The 22403-nt window shown below is 51.5% G+C and carries 20 protein-coding genes; 10 read left to right on the top strand and 10 right to left on the bottom strand.

Annotated features, from left to right (window positions below; genetic code table 11):
• Positions 1–51: 51 nt before the first annotated feature.
• Entirely contained in the window at positions 52–807 is a 756-nt protein-coding gene (locus C173_RS26735; RefSeq protein WP_036730868.1) for an SDR family NAD(P)-dependent oxidoreductase, read from the bottom strand.
• Positions 808–928: 121 nt separating this feature from the next.
• On the opposite strand from C173_RS26735, the gene C173_RS26730 reads away from it, so the two are divergent.
• Positions 929–1816, top strand: coding sequence for an AraC family transcriptional regulator (locus C173_RS26730; protein WP_036730866.1), 888 nt, complete (start codon positions 929–931; stop codon positions 1814–1816).
• 277 nt (positions 1817–2093) lie between these two features.
• On the opposite strand, the gene C173_RS35710 is transcribed toward C173_RS26730, so the two are convergent.
• From C173_RS35710 to C173_RS26710, 5 genes are all read right to left on the bottom strand, one after another.
• The gene (locus C173_RS35710; protein ID WP_442792678.1) at positions 2094–2168 is read right to left on the bottom strand and encodes a putative holin-like toxin; all 75 of its coding nucleotides are present in this window, start codon (positions 2166–2168) and stop codon (positions 2094–2096) included.
• Positions 2169–2386: 218 nt separating this feature from the next.
• Complete coding sequence (locus tag C173_RS26725; RefSeq protein WP_036730864.1) at positions 2387–3445, bottom strand: hypothetical protein; 1059 nt, start codon at positions 3443–3445, stop codon at positions 2387–2389.
• Complete coding sequence (locus tag C173_RS26720; protein WP_036730862.1) at positions 3446–5284, bottom strand: HSP90 family protein; 1839 nt, start codon at positions 5282–5284, stop codon at positions 3446–3448.
• A 171-nt stretch (positions 5285–5455) separates the two neighbouring features.
• A complete protein-coding gene (locus tag C173_RS26715) occupies positions 5456–6232 on the bottom strand; it encodes a class I SAM-dependent methyltransferase (RefSeq protein WP_036730860.1) in 777 nt (258 codons plus the stop codon).
• Between the two features lie 166 nt (positions 6233–6398).
• On the bottom strand, positions 6399–8276 hold the full coding sequence (locus tag C173_RS26710; protein WP_036730858.1) for a leucine-rich repeat domain-containing protein: 1878 nt from the start codon (positions 8274–8276) through the stop codon (positions 6399–6401).
• Positions 8277–8551: 275 nt separating this feature from the next.
• On the opposite strand from C173_RS26710, the gene C173_RS26705 reads away from it, so the two are divergent.
• Together C173_RS26705 and C173_RS26700 are read left to right on the top strand one after the other, a co-directional pair.
• Positions 8552–9124 carry a TetR/AcrR family transcriptional regulator gene (locus tag C173_RS26705; RefSeq protein ID WP_036730856.1) on the top strand — a complete coding sequence of 191 codons (573 nt, stop codon included), beginning with the start codon at positions 8552–8554 and terminating at the stop codon, positions 9122–9124.
• A 19-nt stretch (positions 9125–9143) separates the two neighbouring features.
• Complete coding sequence (locus tag C173_RS26700) at positions 9144–9971, top strand: CPBP family glutamic-type intramembrane protease (protein ID WP_036730854.1); 828 nt, start codon at positions 9144–9146, stop codon at positions 9969–9971.
• Between the two features lie 97 nt (positions 9972–10068).
• Here C173_RS26700 and C173_RS26695 read toward each other — a convergent pair whose 3' ends face one another.
• From C173_RS26695 to C173_RS26680, 4 genes are all read right to left on the bottom strand, one after another.
• Positions 10069–11289 carry an MFS transporter gene (locus C173_RS26695; RefSeq protein WP_051478458.1) on the bottom strand — a complete coding sequence of 407 codons (1221 nt, stop codon included), beginning with the start codon at positions 11287–11289 and terminating at the stop codon, positions 10069–10071.
• A 306-nt stretch (positions 11290–11595) separates the two neighbouring features.
• Positions 11596–12279, bottom strand: a complete 684-nt coding sequence (locus tag C173_RS26690) for a hypothetical protein (protein ID WP_036730852.1) — start codon at positions 12277–12279, stop codon at positions 11596–11598.
• 1 nt (position 12280) lies between these two features.
• Complete coding sequence (locus tag C173_RS26685; RefSeq protein ID WP_036730850.1) at positions 12281–13150, bottom strand: ATP-binding cassette domain-containing protein; 870 nt, start codon at positions 13148–13150, stop codon at positions 12281–12283.
• A 5-nt stretch (positions 13151–13155) separates the two neighbouring features.
• Positions 13156–13524: a GntR family transcriptional regulator gene (locus tag C173_RS26680; protein ID WP_036730848.1), complete on the bottom strand. Its 369-nt coding sequence runs from the start codon at positions 13522–13524 to the stop codon at positions 13156–13158.
• Positions 13525–13770: 246 nt separating this feature from the next.
• Between C173_RS26680 and C173_RS26675 the strand changes: the two genes are divergently transcribed.
• The 7 genes from C173_RS26675 (at position 13771) to C173_RS33900 (ending at position 22396) form a co-directional block, all read left to right on the top strand.
• Entirely contained in the window at positions 13771–14475 is a 705-nt protein-coding gene (locus tag C173_RS26675) for an ABC transporter ATP-binding protein (protein ID WP_036730990.1), read from the top strand.
• 1 nt (position 14476) lies between these two features.
• Positions 14477–16801, top strand: a complete 2325-nt coding sequence (locus C173_RS26670) for an ABC transporter permease (RefSeq protein ID WP_036730846.1) — start codon at positions 14477–14479, stop codon at positions 16799–16801.
• A 110-nt stretch (positions 16802–16911) separates the two neighbouring features.
• Positions 16912–18858, top strand: coding sequence for an ABC1 kinase family protein (locus C173_RS26665; protein WP_235192035.1), 1947 nt, complete (start codon positions 16912–16914; stop codon positions 18856–18858).
• 206 nt (positions 18859–19064) lie between these two features.
• Positions 19065–20069, top strand: coding sequence for a tRNA dihydrouridine synthase (locus tag C173_RS26660; protein ID WP_036730842.1), 1005 nt, complete (start codon positions 19065–19067; stop codon positions 20067–20069).
• Positions 20066–20785 (top strand): SDR family NAD(P)-dependent oxidoreductase, encoded by a 720-nt coding sequence (locus tag C173_RS26655; protein WP_036730840.1) that lies wholly within the window; start codon positions 20066–20068, stop codon positions 20783–20785. Before C173_RS26660 ends, C173_RS26655 begins: the two co-directional genes overlap by 4 nt.
• Positions 20786–20867: 82 nt before the next feature.
• Complete coding sequence (locus C173_RS26650; protein ID WP_155991655.1) at positions 20868–21536, top strand: hypothetical protein; 669 nt, start codon at positions 20868–20870, stop codon at positions 21534–21536.
• A gap of 143 nt (positions 21537–21679) precedes the next feature.
• Positions 21680–22396 (top strand): M24 family metallopeptidase, encoded by a 717-nt coding sequence (locus tag C173_RS33900; protein ID WP_155991654.1) that lies wholly within the window; start codon positions 21680–21682, stop codon positions 22394–22396.
• Positions 22397–22403 lie beyond the last annotated feature (7 nt).

Genomic DNA, 22403 nt, shown 5'->3' with positions numbered 1-22403 from the left:
TTGCCAGGAGGACGGTCTATTGGCGTTTAGGGGACAGTAAGCTTTTCTTAATTAAAGCAAATGTCCGCCAGACACTTCAATGTCCTGGGCTGTAACCCACCCGAACTCATCCGACAGCAAGCTCACAATAACCTTTGCAATATCTTCGGGGTGGCCAATTCTGCCAAATACAGATTGCTCAGCCAGCGGCTTAATGAATTCGGGATGTTTATCAAATACTCCATCGCCGAAATTGCTGTGCGTAGGACCAGGCGACACGGCGTTGACCCGGATTTGGCGAGGTGCAAGCTCTTTGGCAATGTAGCGGGTCCAGGTTGAGAATGCTGCTTTTAACGAGCCATAGACGGAGTAGCCCGGAAAGGATTGATTTTTGGATGAACTCGTGGTATTGACAATAGCTCCGGCGTCCTCCATGAATCCGGCAAGCTGTTGTGTTAGAAAAACCGGTCCTTTGAAGTTCGTATTCAGAATCTTGTCGAAATATTCTTCACTCATCTCAGTGAACAGCATGGGTCCGCCGATGCCGCCATTATTCACCAAGTAATCAAAAGTTGTCCGGTTCCAAATGTCTTGGAGACTCTGTTTCACTTCTTGAATAAAGCCCGCAAAGGTTGATATGTGAGTCAGATCCAGCTTTAATGCGACTGCCCGGACACCTGCATTTTTCTCGATTTCCTTTACGACATCTTCTGCCCGGTCCTTATAGGAATTGTATGTGAGAATGACGCTAATTCCGCGCTTGCCAAGCTCCAGCGCTGCCGCTTTTCCAATGCCATTACTTCCACCCGTTATTATCGCAATTGTCATAAGATCCTCCTTGGTTTGTGTTCGGCTTGGTTCTAATTGTAGCCGCAGCTGCGTCACCAAAATAGACCTGAAAATGCCTATTGATTGCCTAAAAGCACCATTCGTGTGATAAACTATGTGCATGAAAAATGTCCTTGAAGAAATAATGGATCTGATGAAGGATGCGGGCACCAGGCAGATTGAAACCGGAGTACCGGGGCTAAGTATGATTAAGGGAGCGATCCCTCATCATCAACTTGCAGCGCTTTACGAGCCGATGATTGGTTTCACGGTTCAAGGAAGAAAGATTCTATCGATCGGGGGGCGCAGCACGGAACTGGCAGGACCATCTTATTACGTACTACCAGTGCATGTTCCTGCAACGGCGGTTGTACATCCGGACCGCTGTGGCCAGCCTTACATGTCCCTTGGTCTCAAGTTGAATCAGAATATTCTTCAGAGTCTGCTAAGAGATCTCCAGGAGAATCTATTACCGGCTGCTTCCGGGCAATTCGCAGCTTGCGACATGGATATTGAATTGATGGAGGCCTGGCTGCGTTTATTGCGATTATCGAAAGCGCCAAGAGATATTCCGGCTCTTGCACCAGCTTATGAGCGCGAAATCCTGTATCGCGTACTGATGGGACCACAGGGAGGGTATCTGAGGCAATTTGGTCAGCGGGAAAGTGATTTATCCCGGATATCCCAAATTGTAAAATGGTTTCGGAGTAATTTTATGAGGCCCATAGACATTGGTGAGCTGGCATCGAAATCGGGTATGGCTATAAATACTTTTCACCGTCAGTTTAAAAGGGCCACGGGGTTAAGTCCTATTCAATTTCAAAAGCAATTAAGGCTCCTGGAGGCCAGAAACCTCATTGCCTTCGAGGGCTATCCGGTAGCAAGTGCTGCATATCATGTTGGCTATCAAAGTCCCTCACAGTTCAACCGGGAGTATTCACGCTTCTTCGGTGCATCTCCAGCCCGTGACACGGAGAGCCTAAGACGAATTGAAAGCATGAGGGATTAGAAGGTCATGCCAAGAGCCTCGGGAAATGCACTGTGGCGTGAGCCAACTGCTGGAAGTACTTCGCAAGCGCAACTACGTCTTCGAACTGGTGCTCACAAATCTGTTAACCACTGTTAACATGCGTTAACACCTGTGGTATAGTATAAGCAGAACGGGCGTACAATGCTAAGAGAGCCGTGCGCTAACACGACTCTCTAGAGCAATAGCCGCTTTTAAGGGCGGTAGGCATCAACAACAGGATACGACAAATAGACCGCAAGCCTTTGTCGAGGGCGGTCTATTTGTGTGTATTGGACAGCAGCGCTACGATAAGCAAACCAAAGGTTAGCATCAGCATGATTGCTTCAAACACTGTCACAAGGCATCCCTCCCTTCTGAGAGAGGTAGCCGACCGACCCTTTTAAGCCTATTCTATTGCTCAATCAGTATAACATATCAAATGCCTCGGCATTACCTAAATTTGGAGAAGTTTTGACGTAAATGCGTATTTAAAATACACAAAGAGCAGCCCCCAATACGGGAGCTGCTCTTATTTGCGTTTGTTCTTACAAACCGCAGCCGGAACACAACCTACAACTTCTCCAGCAGCTCAGTATAGTAGCCGTTACCGTTCCGCTTATCCAGCTTCTCCGCTGTGGCGAGAGCCAATTGCTTGAAGTACTTCGCAAGCGCAGCGACGTCTTCGGACTGACGCTCACACGGGTGGCCGGCCGGAAGCTTAACCTGGAAGCGGATGGATTCTTCCGCCAGACGGCGGAACATTTTGGCGGAATAGGCGTTGAAGATCATCTGATCGGCCGGGTTCTCATGATCGAGCGAGGAGGCGATATACTCTTCAAAGACCTCCAGCGCCTTGACCGGATCGGTCAGGGCCAGGTAACCAATATGCTCTGCCTGGTGATACAGGAAGTCGCGGTTTCCTTTTACCAGCTTATAGCCTTTCTTCTGAAGCTTATCAGCTTCCTTCTGGCGGCCCAGCCGCAGGAGTGGGAACAGTACCTTCGTAATGGTCACATGCGGGACCTCACCGCAGGTCATTCGGCCCTTGAGAATCGGTTCAGCCGCCTTCACGGTTGCTTCGTCGTCTCCCTGCTTCGCCAGGAACTCGACCAGGCCATGCTGCTCACAAGCCTCACAATCGCTCATCTCGTCCCGGTCCATGGTCTGGACAATCGCCCATTCGGCCTCTGAAGCTTCCAGCTCCCCGAAATCTTCGAGGATATTCGCCCGGTAATAGTGATAGGTCCGGCTGCTGTAGCCTTCCGCTGCATAGCGGGTCTTCATATCCTCCAGCAGGTTCTCAATCTGAGTGCGGCTAATATCTGCAAAAGCGGTGATGCGGTCCAGCACCCACTTGTACGACCACATCAGACTGTAATCATCGAACCGGCCCGGGTTCTTGTCATACTGTCCCAGCTGCCATGAGAAGGCGACCAGCGCCTTCATCGGATACCCGTGGAAGCTGCCCAGCTCTACGATTTCGCTGCGGGCCTCATAGCCTTGATCGATATCTCCTGCGGCATCTGCTACCCGTACCGCCTGCTCCAGTAGCTCCAGCTTAGCCTTGCCTCCGGGCAGGCCATAGGCTTCCTCCATCAGATCGTCAAAATCCATCTCGGTAAGATTCATCTATTCGTCTCCTCCTGTGGCTTGATTAGCCGTCAATCCCCAATCAATGAATTGAATAATGCCCTGGTTCAGCAGCGCGATCTCCTGGCGGTTCATCGGATAATGTCCCATCATCAGCGCATTGCAGTACAGCATCTCGACAATGGAGGGCAGCATCTTCTGGTTCGCCTGGTGAAATGCCCGCCCGATGACAGGATTATTCAGGTTGAAGTAGAGTGTGGCGTATGCCGTCTCCTTAAGCGAAGCGCCCAAGCTGCCCAGCACGGAGGCTAGGGCATCGGTGCTCACTTCTTTAGTTGCTTCCATTACACGCCACTGTGCGGACTCCTCAGACAGCGTGTAGAGGACAGGAATCTCCTCTGGCTTGAAGCGGCGCAGCTGCACCTGGCAGCGGAACTTCTGAAGTACACTGTCTGCGAGTCTTACGGACTCATAGTAGTCCAGCCGCTCTTGAGGGGTGATATCGGTGAAGGATAACGACACCTCCTCCGGCAGCAGCCGTTCCGTCTGCACATCCGGGTCAATGAGCGGCAGCCGGGCTAGCAGCTCGGCATCATAGATATACCCGCCGTTCACCACCAGCATGGATTGGGCCGAAGCCACGTGGGTAATCTGGCGGTATTCGTCCAGCGTGGCCGTGAAGTACAGGGGAGGCTGCTGCTTCAGCTCGCCAAGCGTCTTTCTGCCATACGTGCTCTCAAACGGCAACCACTCGTGAATGATAGAATAGAACGATGAATCTTCCACTGCGAGAGCCTTCATGGATAAGGCATGTAGTGAAATGATCGATTGCAGGCGGTCCGGGTCGTACTCGGCCATCCGCATCAATTCCTGACGAATGGAGTTCCCGAGCTCTTCCCGCACCTGCTCCAGCTGGGCATTCTCGTAGAAATGCTCCCGGGAAGCGGTCGGCTGCAGCTCATTGGTCCAGATCAGGCATTTCACGAAGAATGCCCAGTCCGGCAGGATATTGCTGGCAGCTTCGGAGACCAGCATGTGCTTCAGGTACACCCGGTGATTGCGTTTGGCGTTCAGATTAACCGCGTGCGGCAGAATGAAGGCGATGCCTCCCGTCCGGCCCGAGGCGGTGTGCAGGGGGATGAAATCGCGGAACGTCTCTCCCAGCACCTGCTTACCGAAGGACAGCACCTCGTCACGATGCTTCCGGGCCAGCTGCGGATCTTTGACCCACGGCGGGGTCAGCGGATTAATCAGGCGGGTGTTACGGTCCGACACCAGCTGGATCGGATAAGGCAGCAGAGCGCCGTAATGGAACAGCCCTTCCTGCAGATTGCTCTCCTCGAAGTAAGCTTCGGACCCTTCTTTACAACGCAAAAAAACCTTGGTGCCCGGAGCGTGCTCCCCTTCGAGCTTGCGGATCGTATAGGTGCCGTCCGGCTTCCCGCGCCATTCCAGTGCAGGGCCGCCCTTGGCGGATTGGGTAACCATAACGATATCGTCACTCACCATGAAGCAGGACAAGAGCCCGATGCCGAACCGCCCGATAAAAGAGGTATTGGTGGAGAGAAAGTCTTCGCCCCGTTTGGAGGATTGTCCGATCATCGCCAGGAACTCATGAATCTCGGCCTCGTCTAACCCGATTCCGTTATCTTCTACCAGTAAGGTCGCCCCGGTAGAGGTCCCGCTTACTTCGACATGAATCTTGCCTTCATATCCAGCGGGGGAATAGGCCTGCCGTGCAGTAATCGCGTCTATGCCATTCTGGAGCAGCTCTCTTAAGAATACCTTCGGGCTGCTATACAAATGGTTAGACAAAATGTTGATCATACCGCTTAAGTTCACCTGAAAACGGTACGTATCCTGGTTTTGGTTCTCCATGTTTGTTCTCCTATTCTGTAATCAATTGATATGTAGACAGATGCAACCCTATGTATTACCCAGAAGCTGCATTATAAGAAACAGATATTCCCAATCCTCCCGTTTTCCCTGCCTTGAAAATACAAAGAAACCCAAGGTCTTGATTCACCTGGGCTTCCCGCCAATCTATTCTTAGTCCGCCATCTTCACCGCACAGACCCGCAGCCGCCGGTAGTCGGCGATCCATTGGCCCTGCCGGTAATGCTCCGGACGTAGCTGCTCTTCCACTTCGCGATAGATCGCAGTCTTGTCTTCTGCATTAACATCGTAGAAGAAGTCATCGGCCATCATGTCGAGCCAATCCCGGATTCCGCTCTCGCCCTGCAAGGGAGTCGGTCGTTCGAAATGCTGGGCCAGCGTGACGAGGAAGCCATGCGCCTCCAGCACTGCCGTATATTCTCCGATGGTGGGGAAATACCATGGATTGCGTCCCTGCGGATCATAGCCATGCGCGGACAGTGCGGCCTCGGTCGCATTCACCAGCGCGGCAACGTTGCGGTAGCCGCCGAATTCGGCGACGAACCGTCCGCCGGTCCGCAGTGCGCTTGCTACCGTCACGGCAACTGCGTGTGCGTCCTTCATCCAGTGCAGTGCAGCGTTGGAGAACACCGCATCGAAGGTCCCGGAGGTTCGGTATGTGTAAGCATTCTGGGTGCTCAGATTCAGATGCGGGTACTTGGCACGGCCGCGTGCAATCATCTCGGGCGACAGATCAATGCCAACAGTCTCCGCTCCGGCGGATGCAATCTTAGCCGTCAGGTCGGCCGTCCCGCAGCCGATATCCAGCACGCATTCACCGGGCTGAGGCTGGAGCAGCGAGAGGACATCGCCGCCCAGCTTGGAGACGAAATCCAGTTTGTGATCATACGTGTCTGCCTGCCATTGGTTATTGGAAGCCGGCTCATTCATGTACTTCCCCTCCTTATGAAATTCAGTATAGTACTGCATAGCTTATAAATGAAATATATAGTTGCTATACAGTTAATAAGCATTACCTATAAGTGTGCTGCCGACAAAATAGACCGCTAGCCTCTGTAAGGAGGGCAGTCTATTCTCTCATATCATAATAGGGGAATTAATACACCAGCACGCCTGCATCAAGCACGGACTTGTTCGCCACGGAATTGCCAGTCAGGAATACTTGTTGCAGCTTGGGCAGCTTGCTCAGAAGCTCTATATTGGAAATCGCATTGTTCTCCAGATGAAGCTCCTCGATGGCCTGCCACTTGCTCATGAACGCAAGAGAAGCCAGGTTGTTGTCCTGCAGGGTGAAGGAACGCAGGGCAGTCAGGCCCGCGAAGTAAGGCATCACCTGGTCAACCTCACTAACGGAGTTGTTGTTCATGGAGAAGTATGGCCGGTCCAAGGTCAGATGCTCAAGCACACTATTCGTTGCTGCTGTCTGCTTGAAATTCAGGCGGCATTCCGAGCACACCAGCGTGTTCACCTGCTTCAGACGGAATAAGGCATCGCTCTCCATATACAGCGACGAGTCGAAGATACTTAGCTTCTGTAGACGTGGCAATTTGTCGAGGGCGGCGAGACTGGCCATTTCATCAACCCCCCAGAGGGACAGCTCCGCAAGCTCAGGGAATTTCTTCAGCTCAGCCATATTAAGCTCCCCGCTTCCGCCCCGGAGTGTCAGGTCCGTTACCGCAGGGGCCTTCAGCCCGGAGAGGAAGGAAGCTGGGATTTCCACCCGTTTGACGCCCGGCAAAGTAAGGCTGTCTGGTTGCTCGTAATAACCGGACAAGGTGAATTTCCGCAGCGAGGACAGGCTGTTCACGGCCTTGACCGAGCTGAGCTTGCTTAAGGAAGCCAGGCGGAGTGACGTAATGGAGGTCTTGCCGGCCAGAGACTCCAAGCTGGAGAAATTCAGGTTTTCGATATCCAGCGTTTGCAGCGCAGGCATGTTCTGCACGAAGTCTATCGACTTCACATTGGTTAGATAAGACAGCTGAAGCTCCTTAAGGCCGGTTAACGCATAGAGCGGTTGCAGGTCTGTTGCCTCACTGTAATGAATCGCCAGGGAGGACAGCCCGGTCATAGACGACAACCACCCCAGCTCATTGACGAAGGTAAGGGACAGGGACTTCAGCGGCAGCTTATTAAGCAGATGCAAATCCGTTATAGACTCATCCACATAGGTAATGGATAGTGAGCTTAGATTGGGAAATTCCAGCAGCAGGGCCACTTCCTGATTACTGCGCAGCTGAGTGGACAGCTCCGTAATTTTAGATTTATCGCCGAAGTAGCCGGAGAAGGCGCTGAAGGATTCGTTGAAGGCGCCGCCATAGCTTTTTAATCCGGGCATATGGGCAAGCGTTGTCTGGTCCGCCTGGTTGATCTCGTAGGTATTCGTCAGGTTCAGTGCTGTCAGTCCCTTGAAGGCTTCGAAATCACGTTGATCAATCCGCTGGGTATTCAGCCGCTTGTCCTGGGTCACATAAGTAAGCTTCTCGGCCTGCGCATCGCTGAACGGATCGGAGAAGCTGTAAGTGAACTGCCACTGGTCATTCTTCGAACGCTCCACAGTTAAATAACGCAGTGAGGCCAATTCCTCCTCTGTCGGCATGGCAGAGCCCTTACCCAGGGTCTCCCGCAGGAAGGTGAGCAGGACCTCGCTTTCGGGCATATTCCGTACAGACAGATTAGCCTTGGTTGCCTGCTGCGGAGAGCTGAGGCCGTAATAGAAATAAGTACCGATGGCCCCGCCCAGCACCAGCAGCAGAACCAACACCAGCCTAATGGGGATAGAGACGGAGACGGGTGGCTTCGGCGCGGCCTTGGGAGGGGGTGCCCCGTGATAATGATTAATGGTCTGATCCACATAGTAGACATTATTTTGCTTGAGCAGAAGCTCAGTCTGGCAATAAGGGCACTTGAGGATGGTGCCTTCCTTATATTCAATTCTTCCGCTGCAATTGGGACAATTTAACGGGATAAATGCCACGGGCTGCCGCCTCCTTCATGATGTGATGATGAAATTGCGCCGGGATCACTTGAATTAACTTATCGGAATTTACGTGAGTTACGCTGATTTGTTCCATTATTCTCTGGAGAGAAGCTGATAATTTGATTCTATATGAACAAGTGCTCAGAACACAACAATTGCTAAAAAGGAGAATCAAGCCGTTAAGATTAGGTTGACATCTGGGACGGTTTATATATATCATCTGATATATATCATTTGTTATGTAATTAATGCTCTATTTCAGGAGGAAGCCCGTGGCACCCAAAAAAAAGTTCACCAAAGAACAAATCATCGATGCGGCGTTCGAGATTGCGAGGACCGAAGGAGTGGATGCCGTGACCATCCGTAAGGTGGCCGAGAAGCTGGGAGGCTCTATCGCCCCCATCTATGTCAATTTCAAAGAGGCTGGCGAGCTGGTGGAGGAGGTATACCAGAGAACGCTTACGGTGAGCAGACAGATTCTGCTGGAGCAGAACTCCGGGCATCCGTTCCATGATATCGGGGCGGCCAGCATCCGTTTTGCCAGAGAGTATCCGGTGCTGTTCCGGGATCTGGTGATGAAGAAGAATGATCAGGCGAAGTACAATGAGGCAGAGACGCAAGGGTTCATTCAGATGATGCGAACGGACCCGGATCTGAATGGATTAACCGATGATGAACTGGGGATGATTTTGCTCAAGATGAAGATGTTCCAGGTCGGGATGAGTGTAATGGTTGCGAACGAATTGCTGCCGGACCATTATACGGAGGAGCAGATGATTCAGCTATTGAACAGCGCGGCAGAGGATGTCATCAGCACGGCGAAGCGTAGCTCGGAGAAATCTTGAACCCGGAGGGGATGATCATATGACAGCAGGCAGAACAAAGCTCAGTCTTCTAGTGTTCATCGTTATTGTGCTGGCGTGCGGCTGGATTGGGGTATGGGTGGATACGAAGCTGCCGGATCAGCCGGAAGGGAATTCGCCGGGAATGGGCTTGTGGCTGATTTTGCCGGTGATCGCCATGCTTGTCCTGCGGCTGGTGAACCGCGATTGGAAGGATATGGGCGTAAGGTTCAATTTTAGAGAAAATAGGAAGTGGTACGGCGCAGCCATTGCTATCTATCCGGTAATCATGGTGATTGTGGTGGGGCTTGCTCTGCTATTCCATAGCGCCAGCACTTCAGAGGCCGAACTACATACTATTCTGTCATTGGTTGGGATATCGCTCGCAGGCAGCTTTGTTAAGAACATCTTCGAGGAGTTCGCCTGGCGCGGCTATCTGACTCCGAAGCTGATTGAGCTGAAGCTGAATGACTGGATGATCTATCTCGTATCCGGTCTGGTCTGGGCGCTGTGGCATACGGCTTATTATCTGGTCTTCCTGCCGGATACTTATTTCGGGACTACGTCAAGATGGGGCTATGTCGTCATAGGCTGTGTGCTCATGGTTGCTTGGTCCATCATGTACGTTGAAATCTATCGTCTTACGCAATCGGTGTGGCCGTGCGTACTCATGCACGCAGTGGAGGATGGCGTGCCTACCCTGCTGGTATCGGTTGCGGGGATCATTACATTCACGCCGGCAGGCGAACTGTGGTTTAGCCCGACCACCGGCGTGTTTACAACGATTCTGTTCATCGGATTCGGCTTATGGCTCAGATCTAGACGATTGAAGCGCTTTGCAGATAGATAAACTTGGTGAAGTCCTGCGGCAGTTCGGGTGCATAGCGCTGATGTAAGGCAAATAGACCGCCTTCCCACTTACGGGAGGACGGTCTATTTAGCTTCATTTACTTACTAGCAGGTTGCTCGTCTGTACCTTTTCCCGCAAACCTGATAAATATGAATAATCCAATCAGAACCACAACGATCCCCGACCAGAAGAACCAGAACGGAACGCCGAACCTGTCGGCCACAGGTCCCGCCAGGGCAAGCCCGATCGGGGAGGACAAAAGTCCAATACTCGTCACGAAGGAGAGCACACGCCCCAGGAGCTCAGGCTCATAAGACTTCTGGATCATCGCCATGTAAGGGCCGTTGAACAAGGGGGCAGCGGCACCCATCAGGAACGAGAGGACGGTAAAAGCAAGGAACGCATCGCGCCCGACTACCCCGCTGAGGACACAGGTGAGCCCGATCACAACCAGACTCACACTCATGTAGGTAGTGTCCTTCCACCTGGAAGCAAACACCGACAGCAGCGCACCGCCAAGGATCATCCCAATCCCGAATACGGCCTCAATCAGGCTGGCACTGTAACCGCCGCGTCCGAAATGGGATAGCGTCATCAAGGGGAACAGCACCGCCAGCGGCATGAATACCACACTGAAGACCGCCATGGCAACCGTTACCGTGACAATGGGCTTCTGCGACAGGAAAGCCCGCCAGCCGAGCATAAACTCCTTACGGAACGAGGGTGTCTCCACGCTCTCCGGCTTCGGTTGAAGAATCTGGACGAACAGAAGCATGACATTAGCGATTAAGGCACCTGCCACATCTAAAAGCAATACGGTTCCTAGTGAAGAAGCCGAGTATACCGCTATTCCAAGCGCAGGCCCGAGTAAGCTGGAAGCGGAGAAGATGAGCTGGTTCCAGCCTGCTACCCGGGTGAGCTGGTCTTCCGGCGCTATCAGCGGAATCGCCGCCTGGAACGATGGCGCATGGAAGGACGAGGCTGCCGAACGGATCAGCAGGATGGCATACACAATCCATAAGCTGGGCTCGCCCCATAGATAATAAGCGCCCAGAATCAGACTGGTTAGTGCAATGGCGCTGTCCGCGGCGATCATGGTGAGCTTACGGTTCCAGCGGTCGAGCCAGACGCCGATGAACGGGCCTAATACGGCTTGCGGCAGGAACCCGGCCAGACCGGCAAGCATCAGCACGCCTGCCGACCCCGTGGTCGCAGTCAGATGCCAGATGATGGAGAACTGAACCATCGCAGAGGTTAATATCGAGAAGATTTGTCCGCTGAAGATGAAGGCAAATGTCTTTTTCCATTGCGAATTCATAAGGTTTCAACCTCCCTAAATAAAGACAGACCCAAATCCGGAAGTGGACTTGGGTCTGCAACAATTACATGACGGGACAGTGCGAAGCCGGGCATAGTGAAATAAGCCGTAGCGGATCGCAACCGATGTCCTTAACGTAAATAGCAGCAGCACAAAAAAAGCCCACACTTGGTGAGAAATCAGCTTTTGTTGGGCGTGCTTACCATATACGTGGAATCATCGGCTACCATCCTCCTCAAATTTTATAGGTGGAGTTTAACATTGGAATGTTGGAGGTGTCAACAGGATAGCCCCCCGGTTCAACGATCAATGGACCCGTCTTCGCGTAAACAGCCACCCGCCAGCTATGAAAACAAGATAAAGCAGCAGGTTGAATCCGGTGCCCAGCAAGAGAGAATCGTTCAGCAGCAGGGTGCGGAAGAAGGAGGCCACGTGAACCCGGAGCTCCGGGATGGCTGTTCCGACCGGAATGGCCGCAACAACCAGTACAGACAGCAGCCAGCCTGCGGGGGTGAAGAATCCCGAGACCAGCATACTCAGCAAAGACATAGCCATCAGGTAAAAGGCTGTTTGATACAGAAATGAACCGGCAAAGCCAAAGTCGTTCCAATGAAAGGCGGCGACCAGATCAATAGCGTTATCATAATTGTGAAAGACATGGACCTGTAAGGCGAGCCATAGGGAGTTCATCAAGGCGACGGCTGCCGCCCAGACGGCAAAAACGGTATGTATTCCCCTGTAATATTGCATCCGGCTGGCGCCCAAATGAACAATTCGTTTGTAATAGCTTAGCGGCAGAGCGATGGCGAACAATGGCAATAGAAGAATAAGCATGTTGCTCTCGGATAGACGGGAGGCACCCATCGTGTCTGTCAGGAAGGTAATCACAAGTTCTGTCGTCCGGCCAAGCACAATAATCATCGGAACCAGCCAGATATAGAGTTTGAGCTGTCTGTAGGTTGCTTTTAAATGAACGGTCAACGCACTCAATCTAGAGACCTCCCTCGATCAAATACAGGAATAGCTTTTGCAGACTCAGCACCTCGATAGATATATCCTGCTCACGGGCCAACCGTTTGTCCTTGTCACTCAGCTTCTCGTAAAGAGCGGCAAGCGTGCCTCTTCCATAATCCTCGCGGTAGATCACCCGTTTGCCGGATGTATAGGAAGATACAGCCTCCAAATTTCCCCGGATCAGATAAGCCGACTGCTGGCATTGCTCCATATCGTCCTGAAGAAGGAGGGCGCCTGACTCAAGAATAATGATCCTCTCTGCGACCGGTGCGATCTCATCGATCAAATGCGTGGACACCAGAATCGTGCGCGGATGATTGGCGTAATCCTCCATAAGTGCCTTGTAGAACCGTTCCCTCATTAACACATCAAGGCTTAGCACAGGCTCGTCGTATAAGGTTAACTGCGCCCGGCTGGCCAGTCCGATTACATTCTGGATTAGCGACTGGTTACCGCTGGAGAGCTGCCGGATCTTCTGGTTCTTATCGATTAGAAAGATGTCAAGGAGCTCAAGGGCATAAGACCAATCCCACCTGGGATAAAAGGCTGCTGCGGTCTCCAATGCTTCGATGACTCTCGCTCCCCCGAAGTGCCGGTAGTGATCGCGCACATAGCACAGGTCCTTCGGTAACTCTCCCCTGCGCAGCCGCTGTCCGCCAACCTCAATCGTGCCGGAATCTGCCGCAATTCCACCCGCAATCGTATTTAGTAAAGTGGTTTTTCCGGCCCCGTTGCGTCCGAGCAATGCGTAAATGACGCCTTCCTCCAGCTGTAAATCGAGCGCCCTCAGAGCCGGAGCAGAGCCGAAGGATTTGGTCAGACGGCCGCAAGCTAATGCTATACTCACGGATTTCAGTCCTTTCTCAGTTGAGTGATCATGTCAATGATATCGCCGGTGGTCAGCCCAAGCTTGTCGGCTTCGTTCAGCAGCTCGGACAAGAGCTCTTTGGTAAAACGCTCTCTTCGTTTCAACTGAATTTTCTCTTTGGCATCAGCCGCGACAAACATGCCGAGCCCTCTTTTTTTGTACAGGATCTCTTCGTTGACCAATAAGCCAATCCCCTTAACCACAGTGGCCGGATTAATCTGAAACAGCTGGGAAAACTGGGCAACCGAAAGAATCTGCTCGTCCACGCGAAACGTGCCGTTCAGAATATCATCCTCAATGATATGGGCGACTTGCTGGAATATCGGTAGATTATCGTCAAAAGTGATGGTCATGGCTTCACCATTCGTCCTCTTAGTATGTTACTCATATAACATACCACCATAAGGGATGGACAAACAATTGTCAATCCGCAGGATCATAGCTCCAGGTGAACCTGGGAGGCTAATATTGACAGCTTGAACTTTCATGTATTACAGTATGCTACATGAGTAACATACTAACATACTGAAGCCGGAAATAACAGCCTCACTCATGTGGTTGTGTGACCTTTCAGAGAAGCAGAGGAGATGGAAGCAGCAGTGAATAAGCTGATTGAGTTCAAGAATGTAGCCAAGGAGTATCAAGTAGGGGAGGTGACTATCCGGGCACTTGACGGTGTAGACTTCTCCATATCCGAAGGGGAGTTCGTCGTAGTACTGGGAGCAAGCGGGGCAGGTAAAAGCACCATTCTTAACATTCTGGGAGGTATGGATACGGCTACATCAGGCCAAGTTCTTGTCGGTGGCCAGGAGATCACGAAGTACAGCGAGAAGAAGTTAACCCGCTACCGTGGTGAGAAGGTTGGCTTTGTGTTTCAGTTCTACAACCTCATCCCCAACCTGAATGCACTGGAGAATGTCGAATTTGCTGCTGAGGTGTGCAAGGATCATCTGGATGCCAAGGAGGTACTGCACAAGGTGGGGCTAAGCAGCCGGAACCGTAACTTCCCGTCCCAGCTATCCGGGGGCGAACAGCAGCGGGTGGCGATTGCCAGAGCCGTTGCTAAGAATCCGCTGCTGCTGCTCTGTGATGAACCCACCGGGGCACTTGATTATGTGACGGGCAAGGCCGTATTGAAGCTTTTGGAGGACTTGAACAGGGAGACGAACAAATGCGTTGTGCTGGTCACGCATAATTCGGCGATTGCCCAGATGGCGGACAAGATTATTAAGGTGAAGAGCGGCCGGATTGAAAGTATTACAATGAATGAACACAGACAAAGTGCTGAAGGGATTGAGTGGTGAGATGAAGCTTCTATTCAAGCTGTTCCGGGATATCAGGCAGTCGCTCGGGCAGTTTTTCTCTTTTGTGTTAATTGTCGCAGTAGGTGCTTTTTTCTATACAGGGCTGGCGACCTTAAGCAATAATTTAAATGATTATACGAAGGCTTATTTTGCTGAGCACACATTAAGCGATCTGAACCTGTATTATAGTCAACTCCCGCCAGAGAGTATCGCGCCGCTCAGCCAAGTGGAGGGCATCCGTAAGCTGGAGGGGCGGTATACCTTCAATGCCACGGAGGCTTTTGACGGCTACCGTTCAACACTTAGGATTCACTCGATCCCTGAGAATAATGAAATCAACACGCTGGCGATGCTGGACGGAGGACTTCCGTCCGGGACAAGTGAGATGGTACTGGATTCCCGTTATGCCGCAGAGCATGACTACGGAGTTGGAGATCAAGTGACGATCCGCGTTCAAGACCAAGAGCTGACCTTCAGGATCAGCGGCTTAGGTGAGAATGTGGAGCACGCCAAAAAGAATGAAACACAGGATCATAAGCATGAAGGTATTGCTTACGTCAACGAGGCGGTTATCCCTGAGGTTGCAGGCGTTTTTGTCTATAATGAACTGTTGGTGGATGCCAAGGAAGGCTACGATGTGGATCAAATCGGTAAGTCTATAGAGGAGAAGTCCAAAGGCCTGCAGTATCTGGGCCAAGAGAGCAAGGAACGCTCGTTCAGCTATTCGCGACTGAAGGCTACGCTCCATAATAACGGGTTAATGAGCAAGGTCATTCCTCTGGTGCTCTTCCTGATCGAAGCGATTATCTTATTCCTGGCCATGTCCCGAATAATCGATTCCCAGCGGAATCAGGTCGGCATCATGAAGGCACTCGGTGTGAGCAAAAGCAGTATTATGCTTCATTATATGGGTTACCCTGTGCTGGTCGGAGTGGCAGGCTCGATTCTGGGGTACATCCTGTCTGCGACTGTATTTGTGCCCCTTATCGCGGTATCGAATGCAAGGTCCTTTACACTGCCGGGCATACAATTTGACCTGTCGATAGGATTGAGCTTCCCGCCCATGCTCGTCTCCAGCCTGTTTGGAATGTTTGCATGTTATTTCAGCGGAAGAAATCTATTGAAGGAAAGTGCATCACGGGCCATGCGCCCTAAGCCGCCCAGATCCATACGGCCCATACTCATCGAAAGAATTCCGGGGCTCTGGGGACGGTTGCCGTACAGGTACAAGCTGATTTTGCGGAATATTTTTCTGAACAAGGTTAAGGTTCTGGCAAGCTCAGTCGGGGTGATGGTCAGTACAGTGCTGTTAATCACCGCCTTTGGCACCCAAGCCTCCCTGCAAAAGGTAGCCGGTCAGTTCCGGCAGGTGTACACCTATGACCTTCGTGTCGATTATAAAGCGGGGGAGGTCTTGGCAGGGCAGTCTCTTCCTTCGGGCATCAAAAGCCATTATGCGTTGTCCGCCTTCCCGATTGAACTGAAAAAGAACCAGCAGTCCGAAAAAGCGGAGCTGATTGTCACGGCGCGGGATAACCGGCTCATTCATTTCTATGATGACAAAGACCATCCCCTACAACTGGAGGACCATGGTGTACTGGTGCCCAAATCGTATGCCGACCACTATAACATTGCGGAAGGGGATACCATAAACATTGCCTTTACTGCGCCTGAGCTGGGTAACAAGGTGGCAGAGATGAAGGTGCTAGGCATTTCTACACAATACTCAAGCCCGGCTTTTTACATCACGCCAGACTATTTGGCAAGCTTTGGGGTTGTGTACAAACCGTCGACCCTGCTGGTGGAAGCTGACACACAGGAAGCTCTAGCCGGTATTCAGAGCGATTTCGGGAACGATCTAAAGGTGGAAGCTATCTCTGGCAAGGATGAACTGGAGAAGGAAGGGCGTTATATTTTGCAGCAAAACAGCTTTGTCTTTATTATGTTTATTGTTTGCGCGGTGATCCTGTCCTTTGGCGCGATCTACACGATCTCGTCGATCAATATGTATGAGAGAAACCGCGAGCTGGCGACGCTCAAGGTATTAGGCTATTTCAGAAATCAGATCAACCGGCTTATTTTCCGGGAAAATATCATCATTACCACGGTGGCCGTCATGTTCGCCCTGCTTGTCTGCGGCTATGTGTATGAGCTGGTCGTTCAAGCGTTATCCAGCACTCACCAGCAGATCCCGGATCAATTAGGCATTGCCAGCCTCCTGATGTCGGTGGTGGTTGCGTTCGCGCTTACCCTTATGGCCAACCTGCTGCTTAGACGCAAGGTGACCCGGATCAACATGATCGAATCGCTGAAGGGCCTGGAATAGCGGCGTTCGCGGCTGCGCCCTTTTCCCGTTTCCGCATCTTCAGCCTAGTATGCTATATTGGGAATAATGAAGCGGATACAGGGGGCTGGAGGATGTTCTTTTTCATAGTAATGCTTATATGTTTCGGTGTGTTCGTAGCGCTTGCCTATATATTCAATGCGAAGCATAAGATCGTGATGCCGCTTATCAGCGCGGTGGCGGTCAGTATGCTAGTGCAAGTGCTGGAGCAATTCTATATGAGCAGCATTATTGTCGTGGCGTTCATTCTGTATTTCATTATAAGCAGCATCAGGACCTTCAAGCATGAACAGTTCCAGTTGATGGTGGCGATTCTTTTCAGCACGTCCGTTGTTACTCTCATCATAACCTCAACCTACTTCAAGCAGCCTGTGGTTCCCTCCGAAGCGGAGATGGTCAGGGTGATGTTCATCTATTACCCGCTGCTGATTCTATTTATCTCCTGCTATACCTACATGCTGCTTAGCGTATTCAATTTCAAGCTGCTTCAGTCCGGGAACCCGCTCGGGTATGTGATGGGTAAGGTACGGGGCTTCAGGCGTATGATCCGTCTGCTCTGGATCGCTTCACGCAAAGGGCTGAACCATCTGCTCCAGCAGGATCATGCGAAGCTGCCGCAGGTGATTGCTGCCATTCTGGATAACATGGGCGGAGTCTTCGTGAAGTTCGGGCAGGTCTTATCGACCAAGAAGGATCTGCTGCCTGCGCAATATATCGAAGCGTTCTCCAGCCTGCATGACCAGGTTAAGCCGCTCAGCCGGAAGGAGCTGAAGGAGATCATCGACAGCAGAATCGGCGATCTGGAGGAGACGTATGAAGACTTCGGAATGGAGCCCATTGCAGCCGCTTCGATCGGTCAGGTGCATCTGGCACGGCTGAAGTCCACGGGAGAGAAGATAGTTGTCAAAATCCTGCGGCCGGATGTGAAGCAGAAGATGAGCGTAGATCTGGATCTGTTAATCCAATTCGTGACCCGGCTCTCCGAACGCTCCTCCAAAATCCAAAGACTCGGCTTAATCCAGCTCGCCCAAGGCTTCAAAACGAATCTGATTGAAGAGACGGACTTCGACATCGAAGCGCTGAATACCAACCTGCTGCGCCAAGCATTCCAGGAACACGATATTCCGATACAAGTGCCGAAGATCTACGCCGAGTACTCGACCAAGCAGATTCTGACCATGGAATATATTGAAGGGCACCGGTTCACCCGAAAGGTGAGCAGCGATGTGTCCGAAATGATCATGCACGCATTCCTGCAGCAGATTCTGATGATCGGCATCTTCCACGCCGACCCGCATCCCGGCAATCTGATGCTGACCCAAGACGGGAAGGTCGCGCTGATTGACTTCGGTTCCGTGGGTTATCTGACGGAGGAGGAGCGGGCCGGGATGATGAATTTCCTGATGGGCTACAGCCGGAAGGATACGAAGCAGATGGCCCAGGGCCTGGCCGGAGTCTGTGAAGAAGGGGAGCTGCTGGATGTGAGAATGATCGAGCGGCGCCTCGGCAGGCTTTTATCCGAAGCCTCTTTCTCGCCTGATCCTACCAGTGTCATGATGAGACGGCTGATGTCGATGATTACCGAGCTGGGAATGTCTTTGAAGCCGACGGTGGCCGGGGCCTTCCGGGCGATTATTACCCTGGACGGGACCTTGTCCTCTGTGGATGATTCGTATTCCTTATCCGCAGCGAGCCAGTCCTTCGCAGAGCAGATGGATCAGGGGCAGATCGTCAAGGAGCAGCTAAGCAAGGTGAAGGGGCGGCTGGAGGACTATATCCCGAAGCTGCTGGAGCTGCCACTATTGAAGGAGAACCGGATCACTCTGGCGCGTGAGGACAATCATAGTCTGACGGATTTCGTGGGGACGCTGACGGTTGGGATTTTCACCGTGATCTGTATGGTGGTCATGCTGGCAAGCTTCTGGGTGCAGGGGGAGATCATGCGGTTCGTCCTGGCTCCCCTATCAATGTCAGGCTTCGGCACGGGGATGATTATCCTGATGATGTCCGTGATTAAGCAGTTGAAACCCAAGGGCTAGAGGAGGACAGAAGAGATTATGGCAGGTGTGGTTAGGCAGAGTTCAAGCGGATTGAGACACAAACAACCTCAGAGGATTCTCTGGGGTTGTTTGTCTGTAGAGGGGGCCTTGGCTGGCGGCTACAAATCCCAAGGAGTTATGATATAATTTAGTTTTACTACAGCCGGATAAGGGATTATCCCGGCACGCATAGAGAGGTACTTCATATGATAAATAATTTCTGGCGTGAATTGCCACGCCCTTTTTTTATACTGGCTCCGATGGAGGATGTGACGGATGTAGTGTTTCGTCATGTGGTGAGTGCGGCGGGCCGGCCGGATGTGTTTTTTACGGAGTTCGTCAATACAGAGAGCTATGCTCACCCGGAGGGGAAGCAGGCGGTGCGGGGGCGGTTAACCTTCACCGAGGATGAACAGCCGATGGTCGCGCACATCTGGGGGGACAAGCCGGAGTATTTCCGGAAGATGAGCATGAGCATGGCTGAAGAGGGCTTCAAGGGCATCGATCTGAACATGGGTTGTCCTGTAGCGAATGTAGCCGAGAACGGGAAGGGCAGCGGCCTGATCTGCCGTCCGGAGACCGCAGCGGAGATCATACAGGCGGCGAAGGCCGGAGGACTGCCCGTCAGCGTCAAGACCCGGCTCGGATTCAGCAGCGTGGACGAATGGCGGGGCTGGTTGACTCATATTTTGCAGCAGGACATTGTGAATCTGTCCATCCATCTGCGTACGCGGGAGGAGATGAGCAAGGTCCCGGCCCACTGGGAGCTGATTCCTGAGATTAAAAAGCTGCGGGATGAGATCGCGCCGGACACCCTGCTGACGATTAACGGGGACATTGCAGACCGGGAGACGGGCCTGAAGCTGGCCGCAGAGTATGGGGTAGACGGGATTATGATCGGGCGCGGGATTTTTCATAATCCGTATGCGTTCGAACAGGAGCCAAGGGAGCATAGCAGCAAGGAGCTTCTGGATCTGCTTAGGCTGCACCTAGATCTGCACGATCACTATTCGGCGATGGAACCCCGTTCCTTCAAGCCGCTGCCCCGCTTCTTCAAAATCTACGTCCGCGGCTTCCGCGGCGCCAGTGAACTCAGAAATAATCTAATGAACACCAAGTCCACCCGTGAGGTGCGTGCACTGCTGGATGAATTCGCAGGCAAGGAGCAAGACGGGGCGGAAGAGCTTGGGGACTCGAGGGAGGGCGTATGAGAAACTTTATTATTTTCGGAGCAAGTAAAGGCTTGGGAGAGGCCTTCGTCAAGGCGCTGCCGGTGGCGGGCGATCAGGTCTGGGTGGTCTCCAGAACATATCCGGACAGCATGAAGCTGGAGGATGGGGTTCAGCGGACCTGGATTGAGGCTGACTTGGCGAAGCCGGATGCTGCGGGGCGGATCACAGAATCATTGAACGGCGTTACCCTGGACGTATTCATCTATAATGTTGGCGTATGGGAGAGCAAGGGGTTCAGCGATGACTATGATTTTGAGCAGGATGATCCGGCTGAGATTGCCAGCATTATTAACATCAATGTGACTTCGGCGATTACGTGCATCCAGAAGCTTTTGCCCAATCTTATAAAGTCAGAGAACGCCAAAATCTTCTTGATTGGTTCTACGGCAGGTCTTGACCATAATGATTACACCCAGGTAACGTTCGCCGCGTCCAAGTTCGGTCTGCGCGGGATTGCCAATGCGGTGAGGGAGCATGTGAAGAAATACGGCATCGGTGTGACTGTCATCAATCCTGGCGAGATTGCCACACAGATTCCATTGGAGGCTGGGGTGGAGCCCGTCTTGTCCGCCTATAACGGTGCGCAGATTCCGCTTCAGGATATCGTATCCCTGGTGCAATGCGTCATGAACCTGTCCAAGGCTTCCTGTGTGAAGGAAATCAATATTCCGGCGATGCTGGACTCGAATGCGTAGGGATGAAGGATGTTGCGCGGTTAGAAGAGCTTCGGGGGCATTACGCAGTGGCTCAGACAAACGGCAGGTAAGGGGGAGGAGCATGAGCTATAAAAGCTTAATGTGCGGGTTGCTGGTCTTGTGTATATCCCTATTAGCAGCATGCAGTTCTGGTTCTTCAATAAGCGATTCCGAGAAGCGGCAGATGGTGGAGCAGGTGAGGATCGTTGAACAGAGTGAGTATAATCTCCTTAACCTTCATAAATCATATAGACAATATCATAAAGCTGTAAATGAACTGGTAAGTGAAGAATATTGGGCATCGATCAGCGGTGATATTGTATTCGAATATGATGCTGCAACATACACCCGGGATGATCTGGCGAATATGCCGCAAGAGGAGTACGACATACTCAAAGAGCGTATGCTTCAAATCCTTCGTGGAGCGGAAATGGATAAGCTTAGTGCAACGGTTCGCATATCGGATGTGTATGCAGGGAGTAGCTCCAATCAAGCCAACATATACACGTTCGAACATAAAGAATTGAAGGATCAGCCGTTCACCGCAACTGCTAAGAAATATACCTTGGAGAAACGCAGCGGAGAATGGCTTATTACCAAAGTAGAGCAAGATAAATTCACTTATGGAAGCGGGCAGACCGCAGAGTTAAGAGAAGACGGGATCAAGGGTCTCAATTATCAAGCCCATGATGGCAAGGATATCGGTTATCCGACAGTGATCGTGTTGCCTGGAACCTCAGATTCATCCTAATAAGTCCAACCCGAAGAAAGCACTCTTTTTGGGGCCGTCACTCTTTCATCAGGCGTACGGCTTGCCTTAGGGTTGCGGAGAATCAGACTTAATAGAATGCCAGCAGCCGCGATCCGCGCGGTCAAGGGGAGAGAGGTTTTAGAGTGGAGCATCTGTCACAGTATACTTACGTTCAATCCATCGCAAAAGCTACTATAAGTCAATTACAGGGGATAATTAAAGAAGGCATCACAGAAAAGGAAATCGTCTATAGAGCCGAAGAGATTATGAGAGATAAGGGGATTCATAGTTTTTGGTATCACGGTGTAGGGGCATTTGTTCACGTTGGGAAGAGAACAATTAGGTCCGAGTCGGGTAAGAAGTATAAGCCTTCGGATACATTGGTCCGCAGAAATGATATCGTGACTATAGATCTTAGTCCAGAGATTAACGCCTATTGGGGAGACTATGCACGAACACTAATAGTGATTGATGGAAAAGTCATTGCCGAAGACGCAATTGCACATACCAATAATGAATCTGCACTAGAATTTTCACATGGAATTAACGCCGAAAAGGAGCTCCATAACAAATTTATGGATTTTGTAAGACCGGGCATGACTTTTGAAGAAGTCTACTTATACATGAATGAGGTTGTCCAACAACTTGGTTACATTAATCTTGATTTTTCCGGAAATTTGGGGCACACCATCGAATTCGATAAAGATCACAGAAAATACTTTGAGTCCGGGAATAAGATGAAGCTTAGTGAAGGATCACTATTTACATTTGAGCCGCATATTAAGCACAGAAATGGATTGTACGGTTTTAAACGGGAGAATATTTATTATTTCCGTGATGGAGAATTACTTATTTTATAAGAACGTA

This window comes from Paenibacillus sp. FSL R7-277 (assembly GCF_000517965.1).
GTDB lineage: Bacteria > Bacillota > Bacilli > Paenibacillales > Paenibacillaceae > Paenibacillus_AQ > Paenibacillus_AQ silagei.
Note: the sequence above shows the minus strand (reverse complement) of the source record. Positions and strands in the feature narration are given on the sequence as shown.

Excerpts from the sequence above, each read along its gene's own strand:
- C173_RS26735 (WP_036730868.1), bottom strand. The coding sequence starts at position 807 with ATGACAATTGCGATAATAACGGGTGGAAGTAATGGCATTGGAAAAGCG.
- C173_RS26730 (WP_036730866.1), top strand. The coding sequence starts at position 929 with ATGAAAAATGTCCTTGAAGAAATAATGGATCTGATGAAGGATGCGGGC.
- C173_RS26725 (WP_036730864.1), bottom strand. The coding sequence starts at position 3,445 with ATGAATCTTACCGAGATGGATTTTGACGATCTGATGGAGGAAGCCTAT.
- C173_RS26720 (WP_036730862.1), bottom strand. The coding sequence starts at position 5,284 with ATGGAGAACCAAAACCAGGATACGTACCGTTTTCAGGTGAACTTAAGC.
- C173_RS26715 (WP_036730860.1), bottom strand. The coding sequence starts at position 6,232 with ATGAATGAGCCGGCTTCCAATAACCAATGGCAGGCAGACACGTATGAT.
- C173_RS26700 (WP_036730854.1), top strand. The coding sequence starts at position 9,144 with ATGACAGCAGGCAGAACAAAGCTCAGTCTTCTAGTGTTCATCGTTATT.
- C173_RS26695 (WP_051478458.1), bottom strand. The coding sequence starts at position 11,289 with ATGAATTCGCAATGGAAAAAGACATTTGCCTTCATCTTCAGCGGACAA.
- C173_RS26680 (WP_036730848.1), bottom strand. The coding sequence starts at position 13,524 with ATGACCATCACTTTTGACGATAATCTACCGATATTCCAGCAAGTCGCC.
- C173_RS26670 (WP_036730846.1), top strand. The coding sequence starts at position 14,477 with ATGAAGCTTCTATTCAAGCTGTTCCGGGATATCAGGCAGTCGCTCGGG.
- C173_RS26665 (WP_235192035.1), top strand. The coding sequence starts at position 16,912 with ATGCTTATATGTTTCGGTGTGTTCGTAGCGCTTGCCTATATATTCAAT.
- C173_RS26660 (WP_036730842.1), top strand. The coding sequence starts at position 19,065 with ATGATAAATAATTTCTGGCGTGAATTGCCACGCCCTTTTTTTATACTG.
- C173_RS26655 (WP_036730840.1), top strand. The coding sequence starts at position 20,066 with ATGAGAAACTTTATTATTTTCGGAGCAAGTAAAGGCTTGGGAGAGGCC.
- C173_RS26650 (WP_155991655.1), top strand. The coding sequence starts at position 20,868 with ATGAGCTATAAAAGCTTAATGTGCGGGTTGCTGGTCTTGTGTATATCC.